12 protein-coding genes and 2 pseudogenes are annotated in these 11696 nt (G+C 64.3%); 8 read left to right on the forward strand and 6 right to left on the reverse strand.

Annotated features, from left to right (window positions below; genetic code table 11):
* Positions 1-260: transposase (locus tag K289_RS49480; RefSeq protein ID WP_198024840.1), on the forward strand; the 260-nt coding region annotated here is incomplete at its 5' end.
* Between the two features lie 9 nt (positions 261-269).
* Positions 270-1172: pseudogene (locus K289_RS46445) on the forward strand (methyl-accepting chemotaxis protein); the annotation flags it as partial.
* Positions 1173-1180: 8 nt separating this feature from the next.
* Here the strand turns inward: K289_RS46445 and K289_RS0136410 are convergent.
* Both K289_RS0136410 and K289_RS0136415 read right to left on the reverse strand, forming a co-directional pair.
* The gene (locus tag K289_RS0136410; protein WP_027555933.1) at positions 1181-1771 is read right to left on the reverse strand and encodes an NADPH-dependent FMN reductase; all 591 of its coding nucleotides are present in this window, start codon (positions 1769-1771) and stop codon (positions 1181-1183) included.
* Between the two features lie 55 nt (positions 1772-1826).
* Positions 1827-2774 (reverse strand): helix-turn-helix domain-containing protein, encoded by a 948-nt coding sequence (locus K289_RS0136415; protein WP_027555934.1) that lies wholly within the window; start codon positions 2772-2774, stop codon positions 1827-1829.
* A 296-nt stretch (positions 2775-3070) separates the two neighbouring features.
* On the opposite strand from K289_RS0136415, the gene K289_RS0136420 reads away from it, so the two are divergent.
* Genes K289_RS0136420 through K289_RS0136430 form a run of 3 tightly spaced genes read left to right on the forward strand, consistent with a single transcriptional unit; the run spans position 3071 to position 5697 of the window.
* Positions 3071-4198: a DUF2336 domain-containing protein gene (locus K289_RS0136420; protein WP_027555935.1), complete on the forward strand. Its 1128-nt coding sequence runs from the start codon at positions 3071-3073 to the stop codon at positions 4196-4198.
* Positions 4195-4527, forward strand: coding sequence for a PilZ domain-containing protein (locus K289_RS0136425; protein WP_027555936.1), 333 nt, complete (start codon positions 4195-4197; stop codon positions 4525-4527). The genes K289_RS0136420 and K289_RS0136425 overlap by 4 nt, the downstream gene beginning before the upstream one ends.
* 51 nt (positions 4528-4578) lie before the next feature.
* Complete coding sequence (locus K289_RS0136430) at positions 4579-5697, forward strand: HD-GYP domain-containing protein (RefSeq protein ID WP_027555937.1); 1119 nt, start codon at positions 4579-4581, stop codon at positions 5695-5697.
* Positions 5698-6094: 397 nt separating this feature from the next.
* Here K289_RS0136430 and K289_RS0136435 read toward each other — a convergent pair whose 3' ends face one another.
* Positions 6095-6772 carry a nitroreductase gene (locus K289_RS0136435; protein ID WP_027555938.1) on the reverse strand — a complete coding sequence of 226 codons (678 nt, stop codon included), beginning with the start codon at positions 6770-6772 and terminating at the stop codon, positions 6095-6097.
* 142 nt (positions 6773-6914) lie between these two features.
* Between K289_RS0136435 and K289_RS0136440 the strand changes: the two genes are divergently transcribed.
* Complete coding sequence (locus K289_RS0136440) at positions 6915-7877, forward strand: alpha/beta hydrolase (RefSeq protein ID WP_027555939.1); 963 nt, start codon at positions 6915-6917, stop codon at positions 7875-7877.
* 5 nt (positions 7878-7882) lie between these two features.
* On the opposite strand, the gene K289_RS0136445 is transcribed toward K289_RS0136440, so the two are convergent.
* Entirely contained in the window at positions 7883-8341 is a 459-nt protein-coding gene (locus K289_RS0136445; protein WP_027555940.1) for a cupin domain-containing protein, read from the reverse strand.
* Between the two features lie 140 nt (positions 8342-8481).
* On the opposite strand from K289_RS0136445, the gene K289_RS0136450 reads away from it, so the two are divergent.
* Together K289_RS0136450 and K289_RS0136455 are read left to right on the forward strand one after the other, a co-directional pair.
* Positions 8482-9357 carry a dienelactone hydrolase family protein gene (locus tag K289_RS0136450; protein WP_027555941.1) on the forward strand — a complete coding sequence of 292 codons (876 nt, stop codon included), beginning with the start codon at positions 8482-8484 and terminating at the stop codon, positions 9355-9357.
* An 87-nt stretch (positions 9358-9444) separates the two neighbouring features.
* Positions 9445-9690, forward strand: a complete 246-nt coding sequence (locus tag K289_RS0136455; RefSeq protein WP_027555942.1) for a hypothetical protein — start codon at positions 9445-9447, stop codon at positions 9688-9690.
* Positions 9691-9873: 183 nt separating this feature from the next.
* On the opposite strand, the pseudogene K289_RS46450 reads toward K289_RS0136455, so the two are convergent.
* Positions 9874-10742: pseudogene (locus tag K289_RS46450) on the reverse strand (MBL fold metallo-hydrolase).
* An 18-nt stretch (positions 10743-10760) separates the two neighbouring features.
* Positions 10761-11696 carry a GTP-binding protein gene (locus K289_RS0136465; RefSeq protein WP_027555943.1) on the reverse strand — a complete coding sequence of 312 codons (936 nt, stop codon included), beginning with the start codon at positions 11694-11696 and terminating at the stop codon, positions 10761-10763.

Below are 11696 nucleotides of genomic sequence, written 5' to 3' on the forward strand. Positions count from 1 at the left end.
TGCGTCGCCTCGAGTTCCACTACACCCCGAAACATGCCAGTTGGCTTAACATGGTCGAGATCGAGATCGGCGTTCTCCAAGGGCAGTGTCTCAGCCGCCGAATCGACGATCCAAAACACCTCAGAAATGAGATCGCAGCATGGGAGCGGCAGCGAAACAAAGCTCGCGCCCGCATCAACTGGATGTTCACAACAGACAAAGCTCGCGCCAAACTGGGCCGCGCCTATCCAGATACGTCCAAAGAGTCAAAATCACGGTGACGAGCCACTAGGGCCGACCGGCTCGCGGCCGAGAAGCAGGCCGAGAACGACGGCAAGATGCGCCGCGCCCAGGTGCTCGACGAGCTGACGCGCACGTTCGAGGCCAAGGTCACCGAGCTCGTCGGCGGACTGTCGCAGGCCTCCACCACGATGGAAAGCACGGCGCAGTCGATGACCTCGACGGCGGCTCAAACCAACAATCAGGCAGCTATGGTGGCAGCGGCCTCCGAGCAGACCTCGACCAACGTGCAGACAGTCGCGAGCGCCACGGAGGAACTGACCTCCTCGATCGCGGAGATCGGCCGCCAGGTCGCCCAGTCCACGGAGATCGCCGCGCGCGCCGTCGACAACGCCCGCCGCACCGGCGACACCGCCCGCGCGCTCGCCGAGGGCGCGCAGAAGATCGGCGACGTCGTCACGCTGATCCAGAGCATCGCCGAGCAGACCAATCTTCTGGCACTGAACGCCACCATCGAGGCCGCGCGCGCCGGCGACGCCGGCCGCGGCTTTGCGGTGGTTGCTTCCGAGGTGAAGTCGCTCGCCGGCCAGACCGCCAAGGCCACGACGGAAATCTCCGAGCAGATTTCGGCGATCCAGGCCGCAAGCGACGAGACCGTGACCGCGATCCGCAACGTCGCCGACGTCATCGCCGAGATCGATCAGATCGGCACCGCGATTGCGGCCGCGATCGAGGAACAGGGCTCGGCAACCAAGGAGATCGCCCGCAGCGTCCAGGAGGCCGCCCGCGGCACGCAGGAGGTCAACGTCAATATCTCCGGCGTGCAGCGCGCCGCCGACGATACGGGCGTGGCCGCCAAGGAGGTGCTGGGCGCGGCCGAGCAGCTCTCGACGCAGTCGCGCGACCTCGCCGGACAGTTCGATCGCTTCCTCGGCGAGGTCAGGGCTGCCTAGACCGCCTCTCAGTACGGCGGCGCTTTCCGCGCGCGCTGCGCCTTCGCCGCTTCGATCCACCACAAGAGGTCATCGGCAAAGCGCGGGAACGAGCGTTCCAGCGCCTTGCCGCCCTCGCCGATCGGCTCGGCGTCGGCCGACAGCGTCTGCGCGATCGGCCCGACGCCGATCGTGCTTGACACCACCACCATGCCCATTTCCGACAGCGTGCCGTGCCAGGCGGTCGAAGCACGGGCGCCGGACAGGCGGCCGGCGGAATAGCTCGCGATCGCAGCGGGACGCCAGAACCACTCTTCCAGGAAATGGTCGGTGAGGTTCTTCAGGCCGGGCTGGATGCCCCAATTGTACTCGCCGGTGATGAAGACGAAGCCGTCAGCGTTGCGGATCTGGCCGGCCAACTTCTCGAGCGCCTCGGGCGCAGAGCCCTTGGGATATTCCTTGTACATGCGGTCGAGCATCGGCAGGCCAACCGCCTTGGCGTCGATGAATTCGACGTCCTCGCCGCGGCCACGCAGGCGATCGATGACGAAATTCGCAAGGCGAATGCCCATGCGGTCGGAACGGTAGGAACCGTAGAGGACGAGGATGCGGTTGCTCATCGCAACAGGCTAGCACGAAACCGAAGCCCGGGCCCAATCCAGTTGTCACCCAACATCAGTCCTTGCGGCCGCGCTCCAGCGTTTCCGACGGCGACTCGCCGAACTGGTCGCGGTAGCTTTTCGAGAAATCGCTGAGGTGCCAGAAGCCGAAGGCGAGCGCCGCGGCCTTCACGCTGTCGGCCCCTGCGAGCAGCCGCTTGCGCACCAGCCACAACCGACGCAGTCGCAGATAGCGATGCAGGCTCATGCCGCGATAGCGCCGGACGATGTCGTGCAGGGTCCGGACAGAGAGCCCGAGCTTGCGCGCGATCTCCTCGCTGTAGATGGGCTGGGCGACATCGTCCGACAGCAAGGCCCGGATGTCCTGGAAGGTCCTGAAGTGCCGCTCGTCATTCGGTCGCACCGTCCAGCGCGCGGGAACCAAGTTCTCGAAGGCTCCATCGACCGCGCCGAGCAGGGACTCCTTCATGGCAGATGCCTTCAGCGGAACTTCAGCGGGATCGATCGGCACTGAGGCGGCAGCGACGACCTCCGCGACGACCCTCCGCAGCCGGTGCAGGGCCGGAACGCTCGTCTCGACAATCCTGAAGTTCAACTTCGTTTCCGGCCAGCCGCGATCCGTTATCTCCGGTCTGAAGACGAGGAAGGCGATCTGCCGCTGCACCTCCTCGATGGTATTATAAGCCGCCCCGCTGCTGCCGATGACCACGACCGCGCGATCCCGCTGCGCACCATTGAAGCGAATGGGCACATCGAGGTCATCCAGCGCAAAGCCGATCGCTGTGCAGTTCGCAACGAGCTGCCCGTCCAGCATACGCGGGAACGTCCGCGTCACGTTCACATCACAGCCAGGCATTTGCAGGACGATCTGCTCGGCCGCGATCCTTCGCACGAACGGCGTGAACTCGATGTTCAACCCGCGGATCGAACTGCGAAACTCGTCGACGTCTGAAAAGCGAAATATCTTTGGCGCCAGTCCAGGCGCGTCATCAATACTGGTCATGGCAAATTGAAAGCGCGTCGGCAAACGACGCGTGGCCGGCACGCTTCGGTTTGGCCTCCCCCTTTCCGTTGTCCCGTTCGACCGAAAGAATCATCCTAGGCACTCAACCAGTTGGCGAGTCCTTGACTCAAACGACAAGGTGGCGGATCGACGCCTGCCGAATTTCGATAGCGTTTCCAGTGACTACGACGGTGCGGCAATACCCGAGCCCTCGAGATCTAAAACCCAAATTAACAACTCTGAGGCGAAATCAGTTCATTGAAATAGTTCAAGCGTTTTTCACTTCAGGCTCTGCCATGACGGCAATTTCGCCTGTGCAAATTCTTGCCGAGTTGGAACAGGCGGTCGCGATCTGCCCGCCCGAGCGATGTGCTCGTATCCTTTCCGGCATTGTTCGCCTGCTCTCTGCCTCGGGCGACCGCCCCCAGGAGCTGCTCGTCAATGTTGTCGATGGCATTCTCCTTCGTCTGACCGAACGGGTCACGCCAAATACACTGTTCCAGCTCAGCATAACTCTCTCCGAGCTGACGGTGGCTCCGAAGGAGACGTTGCAGCGGCTGGCGCTGCACGAGGATCCCGCCGTTGCGGGCCCGGTGCTGCGCGGATCGCAGGCGCTATCTCCGACCGATCTTGAAGTGGTCGCAACGTTCCGTGGCGATCCTCACCTTCTCGCGATCTCGGCCCGGGACAGGATCGAACCGGCCTTAGCCGGTATGGTGGTAAAGCGTGGCAGCAGCGCGGTCTGCCTTGCACTGATCGAGAACCCGGGGGCCCGGTTTTCCGATGCAGCCTATGCCACGCTGATCGAGAGGAGCGAGCAGGACGGCGAGATCGCGAAGGCGCTGGCGCTCAGACCGGACACGCCGGACATGGTCGTGCGCAAGCTGCTCCGCCCGTCACCGCGGCAGGCGCCAGCGGCGAAGACGAATGAATCCTGCGTGCCGCCAGAACAGGGCACATACTCGAGTCCCAAGCCTGCTCCGATCGCCTCGAAACGGCCCTGCGCCGCCGACTACGAGCGTGCAAGACCCGAAATCGTCGCACTGAATCGCGTCGGCAAGCTGAGCGACTCGACGGTGAACCGTTTCGCCATGCGCGGCGAGATTGCCAATCTCCTGATGGCGTTGTCGGTGCTCTCGGGAGCTCCGATCGAGATCATCGAGCACATCATGACGGACCCCGATTGCGAAGCGCTGGTCATGGCCTGCCGCGCATCGCGACTGAATTGGCAGACAACGCTCGCCATCCTCAGCAACCGAAGCGGCGGACGGCTCTCCTTCGCAGAACGCGAACGAGCGCAGAAAATCTTCGAAGCACTTCTTTTGTCGACCAGCCAATGGACGGTTCGCTGGGGGGAACTGGCTGCAAACGCAGACATAGGCGGTCCAGGTCATCGCAGCGCAAGAACGGAGGTTCACCGATGAGATTCGACAATCGCAAAGCGCTTCGCGTGCGAATGGATCACAGGCAGCCCGTCAACCTGATGGGCTCCGACGGCACGTGGCGGCGCAGTTGCGTCCTGCTCGACGTATCGGATACGGGCGCCAAGATCGAGGTCGAGGGAACGCTCGACGTCCTTCAAGCGAAGGAATTCTTCATGCTGCTGTCTTCGACGGGGCTGGCTTACCGGCGCTGCGAACTGGTCTGGATCGACGGAACCATGGCCGGCGTTCATTTCGTCCATGCTGACAGCAAGAAGAAGGCAGCAGCCGGACCAAAGGCAGCCACGCAGAAGCCTGCCGAAGCGAAGTAGGCCTCAACGCATCCCCGGAGCATCTAAACACCAGCGTCATTGAATTCAGCCGTGCAGAACGCGCAAACCATACCCAGCCCTGTCAGCGGCGCCGGAAGTATCCGCGAAGCCCAGGCGGCTCCCATGTTCGTGCACGTGCTGGCCGATTCCTCCGATAAACTCGCAGGCGTTTGCTCGATCCTGGAAAGACGGTTCAACGTCGCGGGCGAACGGCTCGACGCAGAAGCCAGGCTTTCGCAGGTGCCCTTCGCCGTGATCGTCCGCGCTGACCTGCGCACCGTCGAGAACATTGCAGCAATCAAGAAGCGGTCAACCAAGCTGGCAAAAGCCCAAAAGCGGATCTTCCTGGTCGAGCACATGTCCCACGTCTGCATCTCGCAGGCTTACGCCCTCGGGGCCACGCTCGTCTTGCCCGGAACGATCAGCAAGGCAAGGCTGCTGGCGGCATTGGCCGATCCCGCCGAACCAGCGGTACCGCCCTCAGGGGCGCCGCAGCCGGATAACGCCGTCGAAAGTGCGGCAACCGCCATCGCCTCGATGTTCACGGCCGTGACGCTCGGTCAGCCGATCGACGTGGACGGAACGAAAGAAGCCGGCCGCAAGATCGCAAATCGCATCGCCGAGCATGGCCTCTCCGAATGGCTGGCGACGGTGCGGCGTCATCATGAGGGGACCTACCAGCACTGCCTGCTCGTGACCGGTGTCGCAATCGACTTCGGACTGAGCCTCGGCGTCAGGAGGAGCGATCTCGAGCGTCTCTATTCGGCCGCCATGTTCCATGACATCGGCAAAGCCAGGATCCCGCTTGCGATTTTGGACAAGCCCGGGCGTCTGGATGTCGAGGAAAGGTCCCTGATCGAGACACATCCGGCCGCGGGCTATGATGTCCTGAAGGACCACAAGGATATTTCGCCCGAGATCCTCGACGCGGTGCGCCATCATCACGAGTATCTCGATGGCAGCGGCTATCCCGACGCGCTCTGCGGCGAGCGCATCAGTGACGTCGTCCGCATCCTCACGATCTCGGACATCTTCGCAGCGCTCATCGAACATCGGCACTACAAGCCGACAATGCCGCGCGAAGAGGCTTACAATATTCTAGGCGGGATGACAGGAAAGCTGGAAAAGGCGCTGGTCGCGTCGTTCAAGAACGTCGCGCTCACAAGGTAAGCGTGCGCCCGGCCGACCTGCTCCAGGGACGAGCGTTGCGACGCGGGCCTAATGCGCGGCCCGGTATCTGGCGCGCCGCGGAATCGACTGGCTGGCCAGCCCTTCCGCGAGCACCTTCATATCTTCGCGTTTGCCGCTGCGGATCAGCCGTCCGAACTCTTCGGGTGTGAAAGGGAGACTTGGATCATCATCGACCGGGGGCCGCACTCGCGGACCAAAGAACCGTCGAACCAGGCTAGCCAGCCGCCGCATGTCAATTCCCTCGCGCCAGCAACAAACCCTTCACGTCCGATATTGTTCCTCCCGCGCAATCGAGATTGCAAGAGCCGACAAGTTGTCCGCAGCAAAAATTTCTGGTGGAGAACAATCTCCTCTGCCACCGGCGACTCATACCATCTCAGTCGGCAAAGCCGACGAAACGCACGAACTCGCCATTGTGCTCGCGATCCGAGCGCACTGCGTTCGCGGCAAATGCATCATCGGGGTATCCCATTGCGACACAGGTCATGATGACTTCGTCATCCGGAATCCTCGCGACCTCACGCACGATGTCGGATCGCATGATGCCCTGCCCGTTGATCACCGAGCCGATGCCGCGATCCCAGGCCGCGAGCACAATGCCGTAGCAGAGCGCGCCGAGATCGAAATGACAGACGGCACCGGGGTCGAGCACGCGGTCGTAGGTCAGCACCAGCGAGACGGGCGCATCAAACTGACGGAAGCCGCGCAACACCCAGTCCTGCCGCATCGGCCTGTCGTCGCGCGCGATCCCCATCGCGCCGAACAGCTTCTTGGCGATGTCGACCTGACGCGTGCGATGAACGCCCTGATACTCGCCGTGGCTGACGATGTCGCGCTTGACCCTGGCGCCGGCCGCCATCTCCTCCATGTTGCGGCGGCGCACCTCTTCCAGCGGCGTGCCGGTGAGCACGTGGATGTGCCAAGGCTGGGTGTTCATGGAGGACGGCGCGCGCTTGGCGGTGTCGATGATCGCCTCGATCACCGCGCGCGGCACCGGCTCGTTCTTGAAGCCACGCACGCTGCGGCGCGACTGGACCAGCGTTTCAAATTCCACGTGACGAACCTCCCCTGCCCGTTCTTCCGGCGGCCCCGCAATGCACCACCGGTTGCCGATGCGGCGCGCGAAATCTATGCTAACGCACAAGCAAGACCAAGAACCCGTGTGGACCCGCCACACCCCGTGAGGACCTGAAAAAATGGCTGCACCGCTCGATCCCGTCATCGCCCAGATCATTCCGATGCTGCCGCTGCGCGATCCCGCGACGATGACGCCACAGAGCGCCCGCGATTCCTTGCGTGCATTGGCTGCCGCACGCGCCGCCGTGCCGCCGCCACCCGTCGACGACGTACAGGATATCGAGGTGAAGGGCGGCGCCGGGCCGCTCCATGCACGCGTCTATCGGATCGGCTCTGGGCCCGCGCCCACCGTGGTGTTCTTCCACGGCGGCGGCTGGGTCGCGGGCGATCTCGAAACCCACGATCGGCAGGCGCGATGGCTGGCGATCGAAACCGGCGCGGTGGTGGTATCCGTCGACTATCGGCGGCCGCCCGAGACACGCTTTCCCGGCGCGTTCGAGGATGCCTTTGCTGCAGCGCGCGACGTGTTCGACCGCGTAGCGGAATTTGGCGGCGATCCAAAGCGGCTCGGCGTCGCCGGAGACAGCGCCGGCGGCAATCTCGCAGCGACCACCGCGATCGCCTGCCGCGACGCCGGCATCAAGCTTGCTGCACAATTATTGGTCTATCCGGTGACCGACGTCGTCGGCAATTACGCCGATGCTCGCGAAAACGCGCCCTATCCGTCACGCACAGAGAACGCGGAGGGCTATTTCCTGTCGCGCGCCGTGATGGAGTGGTTTTGCGGTCATTATCTCGCCGATCCCGGCCACGCCGCGGACTGGCGAGTCTCGCCGCTGCGCGTTGCATCGCTAGCCGGCGTCGCGCCCGCGATCGTGACGACCGCCTGGTTCGATCCGCTCCGCGACGAAGGCGCAGCCTATGCGCGGGCGCTGGAGGCGGCCGGCGTGCGGGTGAAGCATCATGAGGGTGCCGGCCTGATCCACGGCTATTTCGGCCTTGGCGAGGCGTCCGACGTCGCCCGTGCCGAGGCACAGCGTGCGCGCGCAGATTTCAAGGCCTTGCTCGCACGCGGCGTTTGACCCAGCTACGCGCGACGCGCCCGCTGCGCAGCCGTATGGCCCCAGGCCTCATCCCAATCCTGGCCGGAGGCATCGACCACCCGGCCATCGGCCTCGAAGAACTTGTTGGGCACCTGGAAGATCGCGAGGATCAGCGCGCCCTCGGGACACCAGGCAGCGTGACGGCTGCCCGCCTCGCGCCAGATGAATTCACCGGCCTTGCAGGCGATGCCCTTGGCGGGCCCCTCCTTGTCGACGAGCGCGCCTTCGATCACATAGCTCTGCTCGATGCCGACATGCTCGTGATCGGGCAGCACCGCCCCCGGCGCGAAGCGCATCAGGGCCGTCATCAAACCCGTGCTGCGATCGAACAGCAGCGTCTTGGCCTCGCAGCCCGGAAAGCGCGTCCTCTGCCAGTCCATGGCCTGGGGCTGAACGAGGTGGGAATGCTGGTCGGCGGTTTGCGGGCCTGTCGCGGCGTCCATCGCAATGCTCCGTTCCTGCTGGAATGAGCCGAGGCTAACGGGTTTGTAGCGACCGGTCATCGCGCAGTGCAGCAAGCGACGTTGAATGTTCGCCGCCAACAGTGTCTTCTGCGAGTGATGAGAGTCTGAAAGGTCGGCCATTGATCCTCCGCATCACCTGCGCCGTCATCGCGTCGATGTGGCTGATCTCGGACGCCGTGGCCGGACCCGAGACGGTCTATTTTCGCAGTGCCGACGGCACGACGGAGCTCGTCGGCTACCTGTTCCGCCCAAAGGCGGCTGGGCCGTGGCCGGCGATCGTGATGCTGCACGGCCGCGGCGGGCCTTATTCCAGCAACGTCAACGATGACTGCACCTTTGTTGCGCCCGGAGCGGCCTCGCCCTGCAACGCCGCGACGCTGTCGCGGCGACATGCGATGTGGGGCCAATACTGGGCGGACCGCGGTTATCTGGCGCTCCTGCCGGACAGCTTCGGCCCGCGCGGCAAGGCGCACGGCTTTGGCCGCTTCACCCATGACGATCCCGAGCGTGCCGACGTCAACGAGAAGACCGTGCGTCCGCTCGATGCCGAGGGCGCGCTCGCCTACCTGCACGGGCGCAACGATGTGATCGGCAGCCAGATTTTTCTGCAGGGCTGGTCGAACGGCGGCAGCACCGCACTGAACGTGATGATCCGGCAAGGGACTAAGCCGGCCAGCTACGGCGGCGCGCTCGTGCTCTATCCCGGGTGCGGCCCCGCCGCGCTGCTGCAGCCTGTGATTCCCGCGACAGCCCCGATTGCCTTGTTCCTAGGCACCCACGATGAGGAAGTCTCGCCGCTGATCTGCCAGCAGGTCGCCGACCGGTCGCGGCGGGCCGGCGCGCGGATCGACCTGTCCGCCTATCCCGGCGCGACACACGATTTCGACGATCCTTCACCGCGGCACCGATCCGTTCCGGGCAATCAGGCCGCGATGAACGATGTGCTCGAAAAGGCGATCGCACTCGTCGCGCGCTGGAAAAATTCAGGCGGATAGCGGATGCGAGCGCTGATCCTGCTTGATTGCGCCATGATTCCGAGTTCCAATTCGGGAAGGCCATTTTGGTCTAGGGAGACACCCATCATGAAGCGGATTTTTCTGGCTGCCATCCTCGCTACCTTCGCGGCCGGCTCTGCCTTCGCGGAAGACACCTGCGAAAGCAAGGCCGTGGGCAAGGACGGCAAGCCGCTCGCCGGCGCAGCCAAGACGTCGTTCCTGAAGAAGTGCAAGGCGGAGGCCTGCGCACCCAAGGCCGTCGGCTCAGACGGCAAGCCGCTCGCCGGCGCGGCCAAGAACAGCTTCATGAAGAAGTGCGAGATCGGCGCGTAATCACTGCGAATTTGCTGCCCGTGAGCGGGCAGTCGTTCCACAAACTCGTCATGCCCGGGCTTGTCCCGGGCATCCACGTAGTTGTTTCCAGGTGAGAAGAACGTGGATGGCCGGGACATAGGCGAGCGGAAGCGACGCCGTCCTTCGGACGGCTATGCCCGGCCATGACGATACGGAAATACTTCAGTCCCGCTTGAAGCGGTAGTCGAAGGCACCGTCGAGCGGCTTGATCCATCCGACCGTCGGCGTCGGAAAATGGATCGGCAGGATCAGCCTATCGGTGCCGGCGACGGAGGCGAAGAATTTGCGCCGTGACACCGCCGACTGCTTGGGATCCCAATCCGGCTTCGCCGACCAGTCCGGCTCGCGGCACTGGATCTGATGGTGCATGAGGTCGCCGGCGACCACCGCGCGCCGGCCCTTCGAGAAAATATTCACGCAGCAATGACAGGGCGAATGCCCCGGCGTCGGCGTCAGCGTGACGGTATCGTCGAGCGCGTAGTCATCGTCGACCAATAGCGCCTGCCCGGCCTCGACGATCGGCAGGCAGTTGTCGCGGAAGACGGTGCCGGGCGGATTGTTGCCCTTGGCATGCTCGGCCTCCCAGGCGGCGTATTCGCCTTTGTGAAAGACGTATTTCGCATTGGGAAACGTCGGCACCCAGCGGCCGTCACGCAACGTCGTGTTCCAGCCGGTGTGGTCGATGTGGAGATGGGTGCAGAAGACGTAGTCGATCTGCTCGAAGCCGATGCCGAGCGCGAACAATTCGTTACGCCAGCGCTCCTTGCCGGGAAAGTCGAACGGCGGCGGATGGCCCTTGTCCTCGCCGGTGCAGGTATCGACCAGGATGGTGTACTGCGCACGACGAAGGTCTGGTAGGTGATGAGCATCATGCCGCGCGCGGCGTCGAAGACCTCCGACTCCATCGTCGCCAGATGCCGCTTGAATACGCCTTCGTCATAGGCCGGGAAGAAATCCTGCGGCCGCCGCCACGGCCCTTCCCGCTCGATCACCGCATCGATGGTGATGTCGCCGATCCTGAGCTGCTTCATCGTCGTTTCGCTCCCGTCTCACGCGGTGCCGATTTCGGTACACCCTTCCATGATTGCGTTGACCTCCTCGCGCGAGAGGACGCCGATCTCGGCAACGAAGACGATCCGCGTCCGCGGCGCCCACTCGGTCCTCGTCCCTCCCGCGGCCAGCGTCGCCCGCCCGCCGGCGAGTTGAAACACCATCAGCCGCCCAGGCTGCTCGGCAGTCTCGAACAGCCCCTTCGCCCGCGCGAGTCTTGGCGCAAGCCGGCCGATCGCCTGCTGCAATCGCGGCAGCGACACCGGCTTGTCCGACGACCAGCTCATTGTCTCGAACCGCTCGGCGGCCGGCCGTCGCGGCCCCGGCTCGCGCGGCGCCGGTGCGCGATCGACGTCAGGCGAAAACAGCACTGCCGCAGGCACTTCGCCATTGACAGCATCGACCAGTACGGCCGCGGGGCGCATCGCACGAACGGCATCGCGTAGCTGCACGTAAGCGGCCGGATCAGCCAGATCCACCTTGCTCAGCGCGATGATGTCGGCGGCCCGCACCTGCGAGCGCAGCAATGCGTCGTCCAGCATGGCCACCGGCATCGTCGCGTCGACCACGCACAACACGGTTTCCAACGGCGCTTCGCGAAAGATGACGGGGTCCATCAGGTTGCGCACGACGTCGGCCGGATCGGCAACGCCGCTGGTCTCGATCACGATGACGTCCGGCCGCGGATCGCGCCGAAGCAGGCCGGCGAGCGTGCGCAAGAGATCGCCTTCGAGGGTGCAGCAGATGCAGCCATTGCTCAGGCTCAAGACGCCGTCGGCCGCGCCCATGATCAGCTCGGCATCGATGTTGATCGCGCCGAAATCATTGACGACGGCTGCGATCCGCCGTCCCTCGGCGTGTGCCAACAGATGGTTCACGACCGTGGTCTTGCCCGCCCCGAGGAAGCCGGCGACGAGCAGAACCGGGACGGCCAC

The sequence above is a fragment of the Bradyrhizobium sp. Cp5.3 genome, assembly GCF_000426265.1.
In the GTDB taxonomy this organism is placed as follows: Bacteria; Pseudomonadota; Alphaproteobacteria; order Rhizobiales; family Xanthobacteraceae; genus Bradyrhizobium; species Bradyrhizobium neotropicale.

Bases quoted from the DNA above. Each gene is read 5' to 3' on its own strand.
- K289_RS0136410 (WP_027555933.1), bottom strand. From the start codon at position 1,771: ATGAGCAACCGCATCCTCGTCCTCTACGGTTCCTACCGTTCCGACCGC.
- K289_RS0136415 (WP_027555934.1), bottom strand. From the start codon at position 2,774: ATGACCAGTATTGATGACGCGCCTGGACTGGCGCCAAAGATATTTCGC.
- K289_RS0136420 (WP_027555935.1), top strand. From the start codon at position 3,071: ATGACGGCAATTTCGCCTGTGCAAATTCTTGCCGAGTTGGAACAGGCG.
- K289_RS0136425 (WP_027555936.1), top strand. From the start codon at position 4,195: ATGAGATTCGACAATCGCAAAGCGCTTCGCGTGCGAATGGATCACAGG.
- K289_RS0136440 (WP_027555939.1), top strand. From the start codon at position 6,915: ATGGCTGCACCGCTCGATCCCGTCATCGCCCAGATCATTCCGATGCTG.
- K289_RS0136445 (WP_027555940.1), bottom strand. From the start codon at position 8,341: ATGGACGCCGCGACAGGCCCGCAAACCGCCGACCAGCATTCCCACCTC.
- K289_RS0136455 (WP_027555942.1), top strand. From the start codon at position 9,445: ATGAAGCGGATTTTTCTGGCTGCCATCCTCGCTACCTTCGCGGCCGGC.